The 20,635-nt window shown below is 43.3% G+C and carries 13 protein-coding genes; 9 read left to right on the top strand and 4 right to left on the bottom strand.

Annotated features, from left to right (window positions below):
- The first annotated feature begins 341 nt into the window (after positions 1-341).
- The 9 genes from NOS7524_RS21105 (at position 342) to NOS7524_RS21065 (ending at position 13,047) form a co-directional block, all read left to right on the top strand.
- Positions 342-1,952, top strand: a complete 1,611-nt coding sequence (locus tag NOS7524_RS21105; RefSeq protein ID WP_015140514.1) for a ferredoxin--nitrite reductase — start codon at positions 342-344, stop codon at positions 1,950-1,952.
- 180 nt (positions 1,953-2,132) lie between these two features.
- Complete coding sequence (locus NOS7524_RS21100; protein WP_015140513.1) at positions 2,133-3,455, top strand: CmpA/NrtA family ABC transporter substrate-binding protein; 1,323 nt, start codon at positions 2,133-2,135, stop codon at positions 3,453-3,455.
- A 142-nt stretch (positions 3,456-3,597) separates the two neighbouring features.
- Complete coding sequence (gene ntrB, locus NOS7524_RS21095; protein WP_015140512.1) at positions 3,598-4,437, top strand: nitrate ABC transporter permease; 840 nt, start codon at positions 3,598-3,600, stop codon at positions 4,435-4,437.
- 132 nt (positions 4,438-4,569) lie between these two features.
- Complete coding sequence (locus NOS7524_RS21090) at positions 4,570-6,546, top strand: ABC transporter ATP-binding/substrate-binding protein (protein WP_015140511.1); 1,977 nt, start codon at positions 4,570-4,572, stop codon at positions 6,544-6,546.
- A 68-nt stretch (positions 6,547-6,614) separates the two neighbouring features.
- Positions 6,615-7,451: a nitrate ABC transporter ATP-binding protein gene (locus NOS7524_RS21085; protein ID WP_015140510.1), complete on the top strand. Its 837-nt coding sequence runs from the start codon at positions 6,615-6,617 to the stop codon at positions 7,449-7,451.
- 75 nt (positions 7,452-7,526) lie between these two features.
- On the top strand, positions 7,527-9,704 hold the full coding sequence (locus NOS7524_RS21080; protein ID WP_015140509.1) for a molybdopterin oxidoreductase family protein: 2,178 nt from the start codon (positions 7,527-7,529) through the stop codon (positions 9,702-9,704).
- A gap of 189 nt (positions 9,705-9,893) precedes the next feature.
- The gene (locus tag NOS7524_RS21075; RefSeq protein WP_015140508.1) at positions 9,894-10,352 is read left to right on the top strand and encodes a phosphate-starvation-inducible PsiE family protein; all 459 of its coding nucleotides are present in this window, start codon (positions 9,894-9,896) and stop codon (positions 10,350-10,352) included.
- A gap of 275 nt (positions 10,353-10,627) precedes the next feature.
- Positions 10,628-11,089 carry a nitrate reductase associated protein gene (locus NOS7524_RS21070; RefSeq protein WP_015140507.1) on the top strand — a complete coding sequence of 154 codons (462 nt, stop codon included), beginning with the start codon at positions 10,628-10,630 and terminating at the stop codon, positions 11,087-11,089.
- A 617-nt stretch (positions 11,090-11,706) separates the two neighbouring features.
- Positions 11,707-13,047 (top strand): PrsW family glutamic-type intramembrane protease, encoded by a 1,341-nt coding sequence (locus NOS7524_RS21065; protein ID WP_015140506.1) that lies wholly within the window; start codon positions 11,707-11,709, stop codon positions 13,045-13,047.
- Between the two features lie 436 nt (positions 13,048-13,483).
- Here NOS7524_RS21065 and NOS7524_RS21060 read toward each other — a convergent pair whose 3' ends face one another.
- The 4 genes from NOS7524_RS21060 to NOS7524_RS21045 all read right to left on the bottom strand — a co-directional run bounded on the left by NOS7524_RS21060 (position 13,484) and on the right by NOS7524_RS21045 (position 19,953).
- Complete coding sequence (locus NOS7524_RS21060) at positions 13,484-14,131, bottom strand: hypothetical protein (protein ID WP_015140504.1); 648 nt, start codon at positions 14,129-14,131, stop codon at positions 13,484-13,486.
- Between the two features lie 197 nt (positions 14,132-14,328).
- Positions 14,329-15,915, bottom strand: a complete 1,587-nt coding sequence (locus NOS7524_RS21055; protein WP_015140503.1) for a CHAT domain-containing protein — start codon at positions 15,913-15,915, stop codon at positions 14,329-14,331.
- Positions 15,916-16,128: 213 nt separating this feature from the next.
- On the bottom strand, positions 16,129-18,399 hold the full coding sequence (locus NOS7524_RS21050; protein ID WP_015140502.1) for a PP2C family protein-serine/threonine phosphatase: 2,271 nt from the start codon (positions 18,397-18,399) through the stop codon (positions 16,129-16,131).
- A gap of 1,203 nt (positions 18,400-19,602) precedes the next feature.
- Positions 19,603-19,953 (bottom strand): NAD(P)H-quinone oxidoreductase subunit M, encoded by a 351-nt coding sequence (locus tag NOS7524_RS21045; RefSeq protein ID WP_041555885.1) that lies wholly within the window; start codon positions 19,951-19,953, stop codon positions 19,603-19,605.
- Positions 19,954-20,635: the final 682 nt, after the last annotated feature.

The following is a 20,635-nucleotide window of genomic DNA, read 5'->3' as shown; positions in this document are numbered from 1 at the left end:
TCCCACCATAACCTTAGAAGTATCGAAATTGTTACATAAACATTCACACCAACGACTTGACAAATTAAGCCAATGTAAAAGATTACAAATTCGCTAAGTAAAAAACAGGCGGCATCCTGTAAGTTATTTCAAAATCACAAAAATCTAACTTTGAATTTGATGGCAACAACAATCACTAAGTTGCAAATCATCTTCTTGAGAACGCGCTTGCGGAAAAGTATCCAGGTATAAATCAATATTTATGTTTGACGTTAAACCTCGTAAAAATACGAGTTGATTGATATTGGGCAGAAACCTGATGAGGTTCTTACTGGATTAGTAATGGCAACAAGAGTCAATTTATGACAGATACAGCAAATACCACCAAAGTCAGTCTTAATAAGTTTGAGAAATTCAAAGCCGAAAAAGATGGGCTGGCTATCAAGGAAGAAATCGCAAAATTCGCCGCCTTGGGGTGGGAAGCAATGGATGAAACAGACAGAGATCATCGACTGAAGTGGGTGGGTGTCTTCTTTCGTCCAGTGACTCCCGGCAAGTTTATGATGCGGATGCGGATGCCTAATGGCATTATTAGCAGCGATCAAATGCGTGTGTTAGCAGAAGTCGTGCAACGCTACGGTGATGATGGCAACGCTGATATAACTACTAGACAAAACATTCAATTGCGTGGCATCAGAATTGAAGATTTACCAGATATCTTCAATCGATTTCACTCTGTTGGTTTAACCAGCGTCCAATCAGGAATGGACAATATCCGTAATATTACAGGTGATGCAGTAGCCGGGTTAGATGCAGATGAGTTGTATGATACCCGTCAGTTGGTGCAACAAATCCAAGATATGCTCACCAACAAAGGACAAGGCAACCCCGAATTTAGCAACCTCCCACGCAAATTTAATATAGCGATCGCTGGTGGTAGAGACAATTCCGTCCACGCTGAAATCAACGATTTAGCCTTCGTCCCAGCATTTAGGGAAGGGACTGGGGACTGGGTACTGGGCACTGGGCAAGATTTCTCTGCATCCTCACTCTTAGGTTTCAATATCTTAGTCGGTGGCTTCTTTTCTGCCAAACGTTGTGAAGCAGCGATTCCTCTCAACGCTTGGGTGACTCCAGAAGAAGTAGTGGCTGTTTGTCGAGCAATTTTAGAAGTCTATCGAGACAACGGACTAAGAGCCAATCGCTTGAAATCGCGCTTGATGTGGCTAATTGATGAATGGGGGATAGAGAAGTTTCGTCTAGAGGTCGAAAAGCGTTTGGGTAAGTCCTTATTACCAGCCGCACCCAAAGACGAAATCGATTGGGAAAAGCGGGATCACATCGGTGTGTATAAACAAAAACAAGCAGGATTGAACTATGTAGGTTTGCACATACCTGTAGGTAAATTGTACGCCGAGGATATGTTTGAGTTGGCGCGGTTAGCGGATGTTTACGGTAGTGGTGAAATGCGGCTTACCGTTGAACAGAACGTGATTATTCCCAATATTCCCGACTCAAAATTGCGGACATTTTTAGCCGATCCTTTAATGGAGAGATTTTCCATTGATCCTGGTTTATTGACGCGATCGCTAGTTTCCTGCACCGGCGCACAATTTTGCAACTTTGCCCTCATCGAAACCAAAAACCGCGCCCTCAGCATGATTAAAGCCTTGGAATCTGAGTTAACATTCACTCGCCCAGTCCGTATTCATTGGACAGGTTGTCCCAACTCCTGCGGACAACCCCAAGTTGCAGACATCGGACTCATGGGAACTAAAGCCCGTAAAAACGGCAAAGCTGTAGAAGGCGTTGATATTTACATGGGTGGCAAAGTTGGTAAAGATGCCAAATTAGGTAGCTGCGTCCAAAAAGGCATACCCTGCGAAGACTTACAGCCAGTATTACGGGATTTACTGATCCAAAACTTCGGCGCAAAAGTCAGGGAAGAAGCTTTAGTGAGTTCTGAGTGCTGAGTGCTGAGTGCTGAGTGCTGAGTGAGGGTATAGGGGTGTAAGGGTGTAAGGGTGTAAGGGTGTAGGGGAGAAAAACTATTACCTGATACCCAGTCCCCAATCCCCAGTCCCCAGTCCCCAATCCCCAGTCCCCAATCCCCAATCCCCAAATAAAGACGAATTAACAACACACAAAGAACAATGAGCAACTTTTCTAGAAGAAAATTTCTGTTGACAACAGGTGCGGCGGCTGCGGCTTCTATTGTGACTCATGCTTGCGCCTCTAATTCCAACTCAACTACTACCGGTGAGCAAGCACCTTCAGCAAATCCAGCTGCTAATGTTTCCACAGTGGCTAATGCTCCCAAGGTTGAGACAACTAAAGCTAAACTCGGATTTATTGCTCTCACTGATGCTGCGCCTTTAATTATTGCCAAAGAAAAAGGTTTCTTTGCTAAATACGGCATGACTGATGTTGATGTCATTAAACAAAAATCTTGGCCTGTTACCCGTGACAACCTCAAAATTGGTTCAGCCGGTGGTGGTATTGATGGCGCACATATCCTGAGTCCCATGCCTTACCTGATTACCATTAAAGAGCAAGTGCCAATGTATATTTTGGCTAGGTTAAATACTAATGGTCAGGCAATTTCTGTTGCTAATAAGTTTAAAGAACTCAAAGTTAATCTAAAAAGCAAAGCACTCAAAGAAGCTGCTGCTCAAGCTAAAGCTAATCAAAAATCATTGAAAGCTGGTATTACCTTTCCCGGTGGAACTCACGATTTATGGATGCGCTATTGGTTAGCGGCTGGTGGGATTAATCCAGATCAAGACATAGTTTTAGAACCTGTACCACCACCACAAATGGTAGCCAACATGAAAGTCGGTACTGTTGATACTTTTTGTGTCGGAGAACCTTGGAACGCACAATTAGTTAGCCAAAATTTGGGTTATTCGGCTTTAGTTACTGGCGAATTATGGAATAATCATCCAGAAAAAGCCTTTGCGATGCGGAAAGATTGGGTTGATCAAAATCCCAATGCTGCCCAAGCAATGTTAATGGCAGTTTTAGAGGCTCAACAATGGTGCGAAAAGCAAGAAAACAAAGAAGAAATGTGTAAAATTTGCGCTGATCGCAAATACTTTAATGTTGCTGCCGCAGATATTGTAGAACGTTCTAAAGGTAATATTGATTATGGTGATGGTCGGACTGAAAAAGAGTTTGCTTATCGGATGAAGTTCTGGGCAGATAATGCTTCTTATCCTTATAAGAGCCATGATGTTTGGTTTTTAACTGAAAATATTCGTTGGGGTTATCTACCTAAAGAAACCAAGATTAAAGAACTTGTTGAGCAAGTAAACAGAGAAGATTTGTGGAAAAAAGCAGCTATAGCAATTGGTGTACCTGATTCTGAAATTCCTGCTAGCACATCTCGCGGTGTAGAAACCTTCTTTGATGGCGTAAAATTTGACCCAGAAAAACCAGAAGCATATTTACAAAGCTTGAAAATTAAAAAAGTGTAATCAGAAAGCATCTGAGCGGTAATTCACACCGCTCAGACTGTAGAAACTTAGGAGAAAACAGTGATAATTCTGTTTTGTAGGATTAGCTTCTGTACTCATTAAAAGACAAACCACTGTAAAAATCACGGAAAAAATAGAGAAAATGGCTGCTGTTTTAGGAAGTCGCAATTTCAGAAAAAAATCTCGTAAAAATATTGATAAGTTTGTTGCTCAAAAAGTTTTACCACCTTTGGTAGCTTTAGTAATTTTTCTAGTGATTTGGGAATTACTGTGTTTAACACCTAATTTGGAATTACCAGGGCCAATAGAAACTTTTTCTGAAACTTGGGATCCGTTTATTATTAATCCCTTCTTTGATAATGGTGCAAGTGATAAGGGTTTAGGTTGGCAGATACTTAGTAGTTTGGGTAGGGTAGGGATAGGTTTTTCGTTAGCTGCGATCGCTGGTATTATTCTAGGTATTTTAATCGGTGTAAATAAGTTGGTTTACAATGCTGTAGATCCGATTTTTCAAGTGTTACGCACTGTACCGCCTCTAGCATGGCTACCAATTTCCTTGGCAGCATTTCAACAAGCTAATCCTTCCGCAATTTTCGTGATTTTCATTACTTCAATTTGGCCGATTATTATTAATACTACTGTCGGTGTTCAACAAATTCCCCAAGACTATATCAATGTGGCTAGAGTGTTAAAACTCAAAGGTGCAAAGTATTTCTTGAAAATTGTGTTTCCGGCGACTGTGCCTTATATCTTCACGGGTTTGAGAATTGGGATTGGGTTGTCTTGGTTGGCGATTGTGGCGGCGGAAATGTTAGTCGGTGGTGTGGGGATTGGTTCTTTTATTTGGGATGCTTACAACACGACTACGGAAACTAATTTGAGTGAGATTATTTTGGCTCTGATTTATGTGGGTTTGGTGGGTTTGTTTTTAGATAGATTGGTGGGTTTTGTGGCTAGTAAGGTGGTGGCGGAGCAAAAGTAGTTAAGAGTTAAACGCAAAGGGGAGGCAGCGCGTTGGGCGGCTTTGCCGACTTGTAGCGACTGCCGTCGCGCAGAGGGAAGCGCAAAGGTACGCGGAGAGTTAGTAGAGGTTGTGATTGAGGAAGAATGAGTGATGACTACTTTTGTTGAGGTTGACCACGTTGATCGGGTGTTTGATTTACCGAATGGTGGTAGATATATTGCTCTGAAAAATATTGAGTTGAAGATTAAGCAGGGGGAGTTTGTTTCTTTAATTGGACATTCTGGTTGTGGTAAGTCTACGCTGTTGAATATTATTGCAGGTTTGGATAGAGCAAGTATTGGCGGTGTGACTTTGGAAGGGCGGGAGGTGAGAGATCCTAGTCCAGATAGGATGGTGGTGTTTCAAAATTATTCACTGCTTCCTTGGTTGACTGTCCGAGAAAATATTGCTTTGGCTGTGGATGAGGTTTATCAGGGTAAGCCGAAGGGTGAACGCAGGGGAATTATTGAAGAACATATTGATATGGTAGGACTGCGCCTAGCAGCGAATAAACGTCCTCGTGAGTTGTCTGGGGGGATGAAACAACGGGTGGCGATCGCACGCGCTTTGGCTACTCGTCCAAAGTTGTTGCTTTTAGATGAACCCTTTGGGGCTTTAGACGCTTTGACTAGGGGGAGTTTGCAGGAACAGTTGATGAAAATCTGCAATGAACATAACGTTACCTGCGTGATGGTGACACATGATGTGGATGAAGCATTATTGTTGAGCGATCGCGTCGTTATGCTCACTAATAGCCCAGAAGCTCACATTGGGCAAATTCTAGAAGTCCCCATTCCCCGTCCCCGTCAACGTTTGGAAGTAGTCAAACATCCCAGTTATTACAATCTGCGGAATGAAATGATTTACTTCCTCAATCAGCAAAAACAAGCGAAGAAGCGTCAAAGCCAGCGTTTAGTAACATCAGAAAACAGCACAGCCAAAGCCATCCTCGAAATCGGCTTTATGCCCTTAACTGACGCTGCACCCTTAATTGTCGCCAAAGAGAAAGGCTTCTTTGCTCAGTATGGCTTAGAAAATATCGTCCTCAGTAAAGCAAATAGTTGGCAGGAAATCACCAAAGGTTTTGTTACTGGAAGATTGGATGCAGCCCAAATGCTAGCAGGAATGCCCCTAGCACTGACATTAGGTGCTGGTGATCAAAAATCAATTCCCGTAGTGAACGCCCTCAATCTCTCCCGCAACGCCAACGCCATTACCTTGAGTAAAAGATTGTATAGCCAAGGAGTGCGTAATCTCGCTGACTTAAAAGCAGTAATTAACACATCTCCCGACCAAATTATTACCCTGGGCGTAGTGCATCCAGCATCAATGCAGAACTTGATTTTGCGTTACTGGTTAGCGGCTGCTGGAATAGATCCCGATAGAGATATCAGCCTCACTGTCATCCCACCGACACAAATGCTTACCCAACTCGAAGCAGGCTATATTGACGGTTATTGTGCGGGAGAACCTTGGAACTATCAAGCAGTGCATCAAGACGTAGGTTTCGTTGCAGCCACAGCCTTAGAAATTTGGTCAGGACAGCCAAAGCAAGTTTTAGGAGTCCGGGAAGAATGGGCGCAAAAACACCCAGAAACCCATTTAAACTTAACCAAAGCACTACTAGAAGCTTGCAAATACTGTGACGACAACCGCAACCGTCCAGAAATCCTAGAATTACTCTCACGCCCCGAATATTTAAACATATCTGCTGCATACATTCGCCCTGGTTTCATCGACCCCTACGATCGCGGCGACGGTAAACCACCCCAAGAACTCACCACATACAATCAGTTTTACCTCAATAAAACCAACTACCCCAACCGCACAGAAACCCTGTGGATGCTAACCCAACTAGCACGCTGGAGTATTACACCCTTCCCCAAAAACTGGGTAGAAATCATCGAAAGAGTATGTCGCGCAGACATATTTGGCGCAGCCGCCCGTGACCTCGGCCTACTAGACATCGGTGAAGACAACCCCATACACCTATTCGACAGTAAAACCTTCAACCCATCCGAACCCCTAGATTACCTCAAAAGCCTAGAAATCAAACATCAAATCCGCATCGAAGAAATCTTCATTTAGTAATTAGTTTCTCTCATCCTCTCTGCGCCTCTGCGTCTCTGCGTGAGCAAATAAAATCTAACAAACCCATGCAAATAATCAATAAAAACACCCAACCCCAAACACCCCCCACCCGCAAAGCAGACAACTTCCTAGTAGTCGAAGGTGTCAGCAAAATCTACCCCACCCCCGAAGGCCCCTACACCGTCCTAGACGGAATCGACCTCAAAGTCCGCGAAGGGGAATTTGTCTGCTTAATTGGTCACTCAGGCTGCGGAAAATCCACCCTACTAAACATGATTTCCGGGTTCAACACCCCCACAGATGGCGTAGTTCTTCTCCAAGACCAACCCATCACCGAACCAGGCCCCGACCGGATGATGGTCTTTCAAAACTACTGCTTACTACCCTGGCTAACCGTCTTCGATAACGTTTACCTAGCAGTAGATGCAGTCTTCCCCAACAAACCCCAAGCCCAAAAACGCGCCATTGTCAGAGAACATCTAGCAATGGTAGGACTCATGGAAGCCGCCGACAAAAAACCCAGCCAAATTTCCGGCGGAATGAAACAAAGAGTTGCGATCGCCCGTGCTTTATCCATCCGTCCCCAAGTCTTAATTCTCGATGAACCCTTCGGCGCATTAGACGCAATCACCAAAGAAGAACTACAAGAAGAACTCCTACAAATTTGGAGTGATCATCAAGTCACCGTGCTGATGATTACCCATGACATCGACGAAGCCCTTTTCTTAGCTGATAGAGTCGTCATGATGACCAACGGCCCAGCCGCCCAAATCGGCGAAATCTTAGATATACCCTTTTCCCGTCCCCGCAACCGCCGCCGCATCATGGAAGACCCACAATACTACAACCTCCGCAACTACGCCCTAGATTTCTTATATCGGCGATTTGCTCATGATGAGTAATGAGTGCTGAGTCAATAGTTGTTCTTCTTTGCACCTTTCCTTTGCGCCTTTGCGCCTTTGCGCGAAACAATTCCTATGCCCGAATCTACCAAAACCGTCTGCCCTTACTGCGGTGTGGGCTGCGGCTTAGAAGTATCCCCCCCAGCCCAACCCAACACAGCCACCAACCGCGATAGCCAAGGAAACCCCGTTTGGCGAGTACGCGGCGATAAGTCCCATCCATCTAGCCAGGGGATGGTATGCGTCAAAGGTGCAACGATCGCCGAATCTTTAGATAAAAATAGACTACATTACCCAATGGTGCGCGACTCTCTAGACCAAGAGTTCCGCCGTGTCAGTTGGGATGAAGCTTTTGATATCATCACCCAACGCATTCAAACTGTGCGCTTTACCCAAGGTGCAGAAGCTATATGTATGTATGGTTCTGGTCAGTTCCAAACTGAGGACTACTACATCGCCCAAAAACTTATGAAAGGGTGTTTGGGGACAAATAATTTCGATGCGAACTCCCGGCTATGTATGTCGAGTGCGGTGTCTGGCTACATCCAAAGTTTTGGGTCAGATGGGCCTCCCTGCTGCTATGAAGATTTAGAGTTAACAGACTGTGCATTTTTAATTGGGACAAACACAGCCGAATGTCACCCCATCGTTTTCAACCGCTTGGCGAAATACCACAAAAAAAACCGCCATGTGAAAATGATTGTGGTTGACCCCCGACGTACACCCACCGCCGAAGCAGCCGACTTACATTTGGCGATTCGTCCCGGTACAGATATCGACTTGTTGAATGGAATTGCCCATTTATTGATGCGTTGGCAGATGATCGATGTGGGCTTCATCGATGACTGTACCAGTAACTTTTCCGCCTATGCAGAAGTCATCCGCCACTATTCGCCGGAAGTAGTAGCCCGTCAATGTGGAATCAGCGTTGCAGATTTAGAAACCGCCGCCCGTTATTGGGGTCAAGCGCAGCGTGTGTTGTCGTTGTGGTCGATGGGCGTAAATCAATCAACGGAAGGGACAGCGAAAGTTAGAACTATTATCAATCTCCACCTGATGACCGGACAAATCGGTAAACCAGGCGCAGGGGCTTTTTCCCTCACCGGTCAACCCAATGCAATGGGAGGAAGGGAAGCTGGCGGGTTAGCCCATTTATTACCAGGTTATCGTTCAGTCAAAAATCCCCAACATCGGGCGGAAGTAGAAGCATTTTGGCGATTACAGCCAGGACAAATTTCACCCCATCCCGGCTTAACAGCATGGGAGATGATTCTAGGTTTAGAAGCTGGGAATGTGGGTTTGTTATGGATTGCAGCTACTAATCCAGCTGTAAGTATGCCAGATTTAGAACGGACAAAAAAAGCTTTATTGCGATCGCCTTTTACAATTTACCAAGACGCATATTACCCCACAGAAACCTCAGCTTTTGCCCATGTCCTCTTACCGGCGGCGCAGTGGAGTGAAAAAATCGGCGTAATGACCAATTCCGAACGTCGGGTAACTTTGTCTCAAGCATTCCGCCAACCACCAGGGGAAGCTAAAGCCGATTGGGAAATATTTGCCGAAGTGGGACGGCGATTAAGCTTTGGGGATAAGTTCGCCTTTAATAATTCTGCCCAAGTTTACACCGAGTTTGTGCAACTAACTAAAGGCCGTACTTGCGATATGACTGGTATTAGTCATGAACAGTTACGTCAAGAAGGTGCAACTCAATGGCCGCACCCGAAGGAGGGGACTGGGGCTAAAAGACTTTATACTGATTTACGCTTTCCTACTTCTGATGGTCGTGCTAAATTTGCGGCTTATTATTCTAAAGGATTAGCAGAACCACCAGACCCAGATTATCCTTTTGTGTTGACAACTGGAAGACTGTACGGACATTGGCATACACAAACGCGTACAGGTCGAATTGAAAAAATTCGTTCTATGCACCCAGAACCATTTATAGAAATTCATCCCCGTGATGCGGCTAAGTTAGAAATTATTGATAGTCAAATGATAGAAGTGCGATCGCGTCGTGGTACTGCCCAGTTTAAAGCCAAAGTGACCAAGGCGATCGCACCCGGTACAGTTTTCGTCCCGATGCACTGGGGTTCACTCTGGGCTGACAACGCCGAAGCCAACGCCCTCACCCATCCCGAATCATGTCCAGACTCATTCCAACCAGAATTAAAAGCCTGTGCAGTCCAACTAATACCTATTTCTTTAAAAATTACCGCTAAAACTTCCCAACTCCAGTCCACACAATGGTAAGCTGCTGGATAGTAATTTCAAGCTTAGATTTTAGTCAATAGTTACCATTACTACTTCTGATGTACTAACGTTGACTATGACCAAGATAAGATACTCTTAATATCTCAATTAGATATGACTGATTAGTCCTCTAGATTTATCTACAGGATTTTTTTATTTATGTGACTGACGTTAGACTGGGTGTGTTCCATGAGAAAGTTAATCAAACAAGTTTTTGGATTGACCAGAGACGATAATTTCATGCACGCAATTGAAAATATCGAGGTGATAGTTTCCAAAATTCTATCTATTTTTATGGTGATAGTAATTTTGGTAGCAATTATAGATTTAGGAACTTATATTGTTAAAGAAGTTTTTACTACACCCTACGGCGCAATTAATACCACCCTATTCAAAGTCTTTGGTTTATTTTTAAATATTTTAATTGCCTTAGAAATATTAGAAAATATTACAGCTTATTTAAAGAGACACGTTTTTCAAGTAGAATTAGTAATTGTTACTTCATTGATAGCTGTAGCCAGAAAAATCATTATTCTTGATTTAGAAAAAGTCAAAGGAATAGATATTATAGGTCTAGGAACTGCCGTTTTAGCCTTATCAATTAGTTACTTAATAATTCGTTTTAGTAATTCCAGAGATAGACATTAAACCAATTCGCAATTCGCAATTCGCAATTCGCAATTCGCAATTCGCAATACCCGCTATCGCGGGAAGCAAGCTACGCAATGGGCTAACGCCCCGCTCTGCTAACGCAATGGACTTCGTCCCGCTACGCTAACGCAATTACTTGTTATAACGGGTATTTATACCATAACACTTTGTTAAATAGATCCTCCACGCGACGGCAGTCGCTTCAAGTCGGCAAAGCCGCCCAACGCGCTGCCTCCCCTCTGCGCTCCTCTGCGTCTCAAAAAATGCCAATTATGACAACATTTTTTAAATTTGAAGCCGAATTTGTAGATTCTCTGCGTTGTATCCCCATGCAGGTACGCTATAACTTAGATACCTGCGGCATTAAACTAAAATTATCTGATTGGAATCACATGACTCAAGCCGAACGCGAAGCTTTAGTCACCTTACCTTGCACCACAGAAACAGAAATTCTAGCCTACCAAGAATATCTCCAGCAATTAATATTAGAACGCACGGGAACACCTCCATCCACATTACCAATAGACCCTTATCCCGCATGGCTAGACTCTAACAATCTGCCAGTCAACCTCCAAGAAAAAGCTCAAGAAATCGGCATAAACATCACATTATCACAGTGGGCAAACTTAACTCCATTGCAACGCTTTGCTTTAATTAAACTCAGTCGTCCCGGACACGAGAACAAGAATTTTCCGCGTGCGATCGCAGAATTTAACCTAGTTAATAGCCATTAGTTAGACCCATAAAAATTTATAATGTGTAAAAATTAGCAATTTAGATAAGTCTAACAATCCCTGATTAGTTGCTTTTACCAGTTTAGCGATCGTCATTAGTCAACAATTACTACAAGACATCTGACGATTTTATTTTTTTGAATAAAAGTAAATGTGGTGAAGAATACTAAATATTTATTCAGCTACTTTACATTTTTAGGACTTACACAACTGGCATATTTTTTCTGTAGGGGAGGCAAAAAGCGGTTTTTCCTCCCGCTTTATTGCCGTTGCGTAACGCAGTAAGAATACTTGAACGTAGTCATAAGACTTTTAGCATCACGCACCAACCCCTAATTGTGACACTTGCGTAAGTTAGTTAGCGTGCCGTAGGCAAGCGAAGCAGAATGCGGGGAGCGTCAAACATCTAATCAATAAAGTACAAAAGATACTTTTTGCAGTTAGAATACTTGTCACAATTAAAAGAGACAAATTTAAATTTTGAGTGAGCTAATTTTGAAGTTCTTCACATAGAGTAAAGCTATAGTGTATTTAGCAATGCTGCTGTTGGTGTGGCTGAGGATCAGTCCTACTGCCAGGATATTTTATGGATTAGTTTGGAAAGACACTCTAACTCGATGACAGGCAAAAACGCAAGACATCATGCTTTTCTGCGGCTAGTGTCTGGTAATGGAGCAGCTTTTGGGTCAGAATCTCGCTACTCGCTTACCAGTAAAGAGGTAGTAATTGGACGTGACCCCAGTTGCCAAGTTGTCTTGGATGCAATGATGTATCGGATGGTATCCCGTCGTCATGCTGTGGTTCGTCCCGTGGCTTCATCTGTAGATAATACATTTAGCTGGGTACTCTGTGATTTAAATAGTGCCAATGGCACTTATTTAAATGGACAACGTTTATATGGGTGTCAAGAACTGCACGCAGGCGATCGCATTGCTTTAGGCGCTGACGGGCCGCAATTTCTGTTTGAATACGCGATCGCGGCTCAACCTACAGTAATCACAAACCAAGTTGCACCGCTACCTTCAGCCAAAAATTCTACTCAATCAAAGCCAGATTCTGTCAGCTTTACCCAACTGTTTCCCATTATTTCTACTGGTAAAGATTTAACTCGTAAAGCTTATCTTGTACCAGGAATCCTCACGGTGATATTTGTGGTGCTGATGTTTGCTACTGTAGGTCAGCCACAAGCTAATCAAGTGATAGTAGCAACTTACATAGCACTGGCTGCTTACTATTTTGTCTATCAACTCTGTGGTAAACCTAAGCCTTGGTGGATGCTCGTTGGTGCGGCTTTGTGTACAGTTATCATCTTGCTCACTCCCCTATTAAACTTATTTATCTTCATTTTTCGTGAACTTCTCCCTGGTAATGTACCACCGATAGATCAGCCTGTCAGCAGCCTCACAGAATTATTTGTGAGGTACTTTTTTGGCGCTGGGTTGATGGAGGAATTACTCAAAGCCTTGCCTATACTGGGAGCGTATCTGATAGCCTTGGGACTACCCTCTCCTTGGCGTGAACGTATAGGGGTTTGGGAACCTTTGGATGGTATTCTCCTGGGAACGGCTTCTGCTGTCGGCTTTACTTTAGTAGAAACTTTGGGTCAATATGTACCTGCTGTATCTCTCCAGGCGGGTTCAGAGGTGGGTTTACAAGTTCTCATTGCCCGAATTTTAGGCTTACCAGCCGGACACATGGCTTACAGTGGTTATCTGGGGTATTTCATCGGATTAGCTGCACTCAAACCCCGTCATGCTAAACAAATTCTCGCTGTTGGCTATCTCAGCGCCGCCGCACTTCATGCTTTATGGAATACTGCCGGACACAGTAATAATCTACTATTAGTTGTTGTCGGTGTCTTATCTTATGCTTTTTTGATGGCGGCAATTCTTAAAGCTAGGGCATTATCTCCCACACGATCGCAAAATTTTGCTACTCGTTTTCTTGGCCCTAAGTAGAGGTATAAAAATTCAAAATTCAAAACTAACAAAGCAAATGTCCCAATGCTCTCTGAGTTTGGAGTTGTTGCTGAATTTGAGAGAATTGGTATTAGAGACTAAAGTAAGCAACGGGGAATTACTTACTACTCACTACTCCCCATTCTCCACTCCCTATTTATGTCTTAGGGTAGATGGCGCTAATTTTAAAATCAACTTATGGTTATTTTACTGTGGTAAACCTGTGTCTACAAAATAGTTATAGCATCTTAAAAATCGCCACACAAGCACCACCTGTGAGCAACATTATTCTAATTTTGGTTTAGGATTTGGGATTACAAGTTTTGATTCATCGCCTGTCTTAGCAGTCTCAAACAATAATCCTCACACCAATTAGTATTGCTAGTAATTAGAGTTTAATCAAAGTCAAGCTGACAAGATAAATACACAATGGTGATCAGGCTTCCGTCTCAAATTCGTTGAGTTGTCTAAGGGCATAGTAAGCGATCGCTATGCTCAGTTTGGCTTGTTCAATTTCTGATAAAGCTGTCCAATCTTGATTTTCAATATTGCTGATCATAGATGTTAAACTTTGTGGTTCGCTGCTTCGCATGGCGTAGGCATAGGGACGAGCCAAGATTAACAAGTCATCTGTTGCCCATGAAGGTAGTACATTTTGTACACACTGCACCAGTTGCTCACCCATTGATTGTTGAGGTGTAAAGATTTCTGCTGCTTTGCTAGCAATAGCATTCAGCCAGTTTTGGGGAACACTAGCAGCAAAAGTATTATGTAAATTTTCTTGAAGTCTGTCTACAACTGCCGTAATTGTATTACATTTGTAATATGAAGAATCTCCCACCTGTAACCACAGGGTATCTAGTTGGTCGTAAAAAGTTTGCGATCGGCTAGTGATTTCTTCATCTAGCACATCTTGCATAGCAAATTGCCGTTCTAGTTCGTCAAAATATACGTCTGAGTCATTATCAGAGGGATTCCAAGGATAGGTAGCATCCTCTGGTTCTAATAAAGCTGCTAATAATTCTAATTCCACTTGAGATGCTACAGAATGGCGAGCGTCTGAACCGTTAGTCTTATGAGTCATGAATTGCTTCCTATTGAAGTAATTTAGGGACATTGACAGCTACACTTGTCAAATGCAAATTTCCGCAAAAAAGAATTTTAATATTAAATTTATAGGCAATAGGCACTCTTGCAATAGGCAATAGTTATTCTCCCCTGCTCCCCTGCTCCCCTGCTCCCCAGTCCCCAATCCCCAATCCCCAATCCCCAATCCCCATTTCAGCTTTCCGAATCTTCAATAATAAACTCCCAAGTTTCACCTCTAGAACTACCAAACTTCAGCTGCATTCCCGATTGTAAGGGAACTTCTTCCCGGAGTATTTGTTGCCAACCATTAGCGCCTAAACACCAGGTTGTACCGTAGGTAGAAAAATCTTGTAAGTAATAAGTTCGCACATAAGTAGTACCTGTAAAAGTATTGCGGCAAAAAATTTCCGCGTGTCGCTTAGAAACAGAGGGTTCAGGGATGACGATATCATTGTCTCTGGTGCGACCTATACGAGTGACACCGTTTCTTAACAACCAAGTACGACCACCAGGGGAAAGCGATCGCAAACACGCCATCGATACGGAAGAATTGAAGTGAGGAATAGCCGTATCTGGTAGTTCTGTCACACCTTCATCCACACTTTTAATCAGTTCACCATCAAAATCGGGATGGAGATAGAGAACTGGCAAAGTCCAAGCGGGTTGATTGTATTTATACAGTGTTAACAGTTCTTGCCTCGCTTCTGCCACCGCCTCGTCAATTGATTTGCGCGATCGCAAAGCTTTAGCAAAAACTTGGATAAAACTATGACTTTCATGATCAGCAATTTCATCACGCATTCCTAAAACCGCCGGGACACCATGACGAATTAAAACTTCTGCCAAGCTACTGGCGGGAATGGCTTGATGATTAATGGCTGCTGGTTGCGCTCCCCAACAGGCGTTAAAAACTGCCAATTTCACAGCACTACGGTTTAATACTTGGGCTAATTCTATGCCATTCAGATTCATTCCTGGGCGTAAAACCAATAATCCGCCATCGGGAGCCGGCAGACCGTGGCCGGCGTAGAAAAAGACGTTATATGCTTTAGTTTCTAACTCTTGAATCAACTCCTGGGGCGTTGGTTGTAAAAGTGTTTTAACTGTACAAGGTGCATATCTCTGACCATAACTACCTACCTGACCACCATTTAACAAGGTCTGTTCTAAGATAGTGGCTTCTTGTTGCAGTTGCAGGTTTTGATCGTATCCCAGCACCAGGAGGATTTTCAGAGCTTGATCAGTGCGTAGATTTGGTAGTGGTTCTACTTCGCTTGTGGTGCGGCTAAATAGTAAATCGGGCGAGAGGGACATGGCTGGTTGACCGGGTTCTCGCTGCATAATCTCCCAAGGTAGGGCGATTAAATCCGGGTCGCGGATTTCCAACTGAAAGCGCAGTCTGGTACTCTGACCCATCGCTATCCCACGACTGCGCTCTAGACTACCAAGAATTGACCCTTCAAAGACCCAACGCCAGAGATTAATCCCTAAATATTGCATCAACCGACTGCCATAACCAGTAGCCTGACCGGAGGGTGGTGAGACTAAATTCATGGGGACTTGGTTAACTGAGCGATGGGTTGAGCCTGTGGAAATATTTATACCACTATGGCCAGCAAACATTTGCTGCCATTCTTGCCAAACTTGAGTGAGTTCAACAGGCCATACACAGTCACGCAAAACGTAGCCACTGGGATATGGAGCCTTAACCACCCAAATGGCGAAACTATCATTGCCTGTATTGATGAGACGGGCGATCGCCAGGTTCAGGGATGGCATGGGTTGATGACACTAACAGGTAAAAACAGATAATTTCCACCAATAAGTTTCCTTGCAGAAAACTTTTATCTTATAAATTTAAGCGTGGTTACTATCTGTATTATTTCAGGTTTTTACCAGTTTATCGATTATTTGTTTCTACTGCACTAAAATTTCTAGGCACTTGGTATGGTATGTATGCTGCCTGTGGCTAAAGATACTGAATTACAGCAGTTATTGATTCCCAGTTTCTGTGTCACTAGGATTACTGGGTGTAGGAGATAGGCTGTCTAGGGGAGGAGAGTTACAAGGAGTATCATCATTCGCTTGCCGAACCTCTATTTTTCCATCTTGTTCCCAGATTTTTAATTGTGAGAATTTAATTGAAATTGGTCTTCCCGGAATTCCTGGTAATGGGATTGGCAGTTTTTTAGTAGGGCATAATCTAAAAAACACATCATAATCTTCGGCATTGGCTAAATTTTGTTGAGCCTCTGGTAAATTCTTTTTATCTTCAACTTCTAAAAAGGTTTCAGGTGGTAAGCTGGTCTGGTTTTCCAAAGGAATTTCTGTCTTGGTTTGAATCACCCATTCAGAAGCTAGGTTATTGAGCGATCGCCTCTGTGGTGTGGGGTTAGTTGCTGGTATAGTCGTAGTCGGTGTTACAACCGGAGCGTTAGTTAATTGGGTTCTCAAGAGCATAACCCAATATCCAAATAACCCAGCCGCAGCCACCAAAATCAACGGTACGATGAAACTTAACGGCAGCTTCGTCATATTGCTGGTTAAGTTGACAGGAATGACTTTGGTTTTCTGGTCGGGTTTGCCTTCTGATAATGTTGGTGGTGTGGTTTTTGAGATTGTCGATGCGACTTTGATGGCGTTGCTATCTGGAATTACTACGGAAATGGCTGACTCTGGCTCAGAGTATTTCACTTGATAATGCACTAAAGCGATCGTGACATTATCATGTCCATTTTTTGTATTAGCCAGTTCTATCAATTGATCGGCAACGTTGGCTAATTTATTCTCCCCTGTGAGAACCGGTAAAATTTCTGTATCCCAGTAATCTTCTATGCGGTCAAAATCACTTAAACCATCAGTAGTGAGGAGAAATACTGTATCTTCGTCACAAATGAATCGCTGGGCTGTAGGATGCAATGAAGTGCTGGGACTCATCCCCAAAGCTTGCACCAGAGAACCTGAACCACTTTGTTGCACAGCTTCACGATAAACGGCATAACCTAATCTCACTTCCCGTGAAGCTACATCGTCGTCAAGGGTGACTTGATAACAACCGTGACGGGTAATCCAGTAAGCACGACTATCACCAACGTGGGTAATATACATTTCGTGGGCAATTGGCAGTGCCATGACGATGGTTGTACCCATGCGTTTGCGGCCTTGGCGATTTTCGCTATCGTTACGCTGACTGATTTTGTCATTGACGCTGGCTACAGCCATTTCTAAATCTGCCAGCAGCAGTGAGGGTTCTATATGGTCAGAAGGGACTTTGGTGAGTTGGTGTACCTGCTGCTGGATAGTTTCAATGGCTAAGTTGGAGGCGACATTTCCCCCCTCATGACCACCAATTCCATCACAGACAATGGCTAAGGCTGTGGGTTGGGGTGGTTTGCTCAACAGTTTACCACTGGCAGGGTAACAGGCATCTTCGTTACGTTCGCGCCTGGGGCCGGTGTCAGTTTTAGTGATAACTTGAGTGGTAGATGTTTGGTATTTGGCTAAATCTGCCAGTCCTCTGTCTAAAACTGCAATTAAGACTTCTGGTGAGGTGATTTCACCTTGAATTAACAGATTACTTACTTGGTCAACCAATGGCGCGATCGCTGGTTTGGCATAGGTGCGTAGTTGCTGCCAAAATTCACCTAATTGTGGTAATTCTAGGGCTGTGGTCGCATCGAAACGCAATTCTAACAACCTTACTAAGGACCCTTCTACCCGCAATAACTCAGGGTCAAGTAAGCTAGAGACAACACCTTCACTTTTTAAAGGTTGCCACAGATGAGCCATTTGCCATAACCAATTAAGTTGGCGCATGGAATTAGCATGACTCCAAGCTTCGGTTAAGGTGCTATATAGATGTACTTGCTGGGCTACGGTGTCTGTAAATAGTGGCGGTTTTTCTAAAAGTAAAATTTCCCTACGGATGCGTCCCTCCGTGATGGGTAGGACTCCATAAACCTGCGGGATGTGTAAGCGATAAGGAATCAGTCTGAGATAAGGTTTGATGTGCTGGACATTTTCAATCTCTGGCGCTTGGGGTAATAACCCAGGTTTAGTATCTAAAACAACGGATTTACTGATGATTAGATAGCGATCGGCTAATATTTCTCCCGGACTGCCTACGCCTAAACCATCTCCTACAACCCACAAGTATCGTTTGGGTATGGGTGTGGAGCATCGCTGGCAAAACTTGTGAGTCAGGGGGTTCGCCGCCCGACAAAGTTCATTTGGGCAGTAGAGCGTTGCCGCATCATTTTCCATAGTGTTCGCACCGATCAGCGATTGGCAATTTCTTCAACAGCACTGGTAGCGGCAATTTTAACCGCTTATTTTTCTAGAAATCGAAGTATCCAACGTGGGCTAATGATTTTAGCTGGCAGATACCAGAAGATACTAATACTTAATTTACCGACTTATACAAAGAACATACTCCTTTGTCAAATTTACAGCCTCATCATAACTTCTCATTTTCTATGATTCTCTATTACTAAAGTAACTAACTCCCACCCTGTTACTATAATGTGTTGCGATCGCTGTCAGTACGTTACTCTGTGAGTCCGCAACAGAGAAAGCAGATATTTTTCTAGTTTATAATTAGCTATACAGCTATAAACTTTAATTAAGAATTAAGATCGCTGCTTTACAGAGAGATTTTTTCCTACTTCACAGACTGCAAAATTCAAAAAACTCATGCTAACCTGTCTAAAGTGCATCTGGTATCAAGAAAATTCAGTAATTGTTTCTCAAAAATACTACCTGTCAGGCAATGCCAGCAATTGCGGCTTAAGCGGTTTGTATCAAAATAATTCACTCAAATCATTAAGTAAAAACTAAGCGTTCCAAGAAGTTCACAAAATTTAACTTGCTAATGTTAGTCAAGTCAGAGAAAAGACGATTCTGAACTATGATGTCTAAGTTAGAAGGAAAATTTTTCTAATTTTAGGAAATTTATGAATTCGCCATAATATTCTCCCGGTAAATAAAATCAATGTAAATTCTTTCTGGTTTTGCTGATTGTGATAGTATTATTGCGATTTTGTTGGCAAAATTTTGTATCACAATCTACGATTAACTCTAGGCAATTGTTGAGCTTTTCGCGAATTGCCTCACCAGATAAGTTTTGATTCAGTCAATCGAAGGCAGAAGGCAGGAGGCAGGAGGCAGAAGGAGGAAAAAGCCACCCACAAGGGGGAGCCAGTTGCGTGGTGAGGTGGCGCGGTCTTCTCTACGAGACGCTTCGCGTTCGCGGAGCGTCCCGCAGGGAAGGGGGTTTCCCCCATGTTGGCGTTAGCCTTCCCGCAGGGTGCGACCACCGAAAGGGTTTCCCGACTTGAGAGAACTGGCGTTGGGGCTTGAACCTTCCCCCAAAACTGTCAAAAGTAAAAGCTAGGAGAATCCAGAAGTTGCTCTAGCCCCTAGCCCCTAGCCCCTTAGTTTGAGGCAGTTAATTAACGTTACTGGCTTCTATTCAACTGCAACTTGGGGAAGACCCATACTATAGTTAGTGACGCGTGCCGACAGATTGTAGCTGATTTCGCCTAATTGCAGGAGCGATCGCAGATAATGCTCCAAATCAGAGCCAATGCGGCGTAAGTTGTAGTCTGTGAGGTCTTCACCACTGGATGCTTCGACGAGTTCATCAAACTTGCGATAAATCTTTTGCAAAGCATCTTCATTCCAGTTGAATTCGTTGTCTGGGTCAACATCCAACGTTAAGACCTGATTACTGGGAACCAGTTCGCCGTCCCGGTCGATTTCTCCTGCAAAAATGCGGATATGCCGGGTTGTAGACTTAAGCAGCATCGGTTTGTCCATAGCAGGATGTGAGATTTGGGTTGATGATACTGAAATCATTGTAGACGCTACACCTGACCTTAAATCCACAAAATCGCTGATCCTTTGGTTTTTGAACCAGATAGTCGCCCGATTGGACATTGGGAGCAGAAGAGGACTTGGGATAGAGGGCAGAGCGCAAGGGGGAGGAATTTCTCCCTGCTCCCCTGCTTCTTCATCTCATCCCCTGTCCTAAAATTCAGGTGAATTTAGCTTTGGGACTATGCTATTGTTGAAAACCAAGATTTTACTCTTAATATATTTGTTCATCTAAATTGCCTGAATTTTATGATGAAAAAAACGTACATCAAGTAATTTTACGTAACTACGATACAAATACCTCTGGCTCTAATCAAAACTCAAAAAACTAGAGGATTTACTTACGTGTAATTACCAAAAGTTCAGTAAAAACTCAAACTATTGTTGACGCGAAGATAAAGTTGATGTAAAAAGCTTTAAAAAGCTAGAACAACTTCTTACAGAAACTTTATTGTATAGAATCTCAAAAACTGAATAATAGTTATGGCTTGTCTGAATATCGCCAGGCAAAGGAAGATCACACCAGAGCAAAGTGAAAGTCTATCTAAAGAAACACAGGAGAGTGCAATGGAATATAAATGCTATGACTTGAAAAAACATTCTTAATTCAGACCGAATGGATTCA

Origin of the sequence: Nostoc sp. PCC 7524 (genome assembly GCF_000316645.1) — a bacterium.
Taxonomy (GTDB): domain Bacteria; phylum Cyanobacteriota; class Cyanobacteriia; order Cyanobacteriales; family Nostocaceae; genus Trichormus.
Note: the sequence above shows the minus strand (reverse complement) of the source record. Positions and strands in the feature narration are given on the sequence as shown.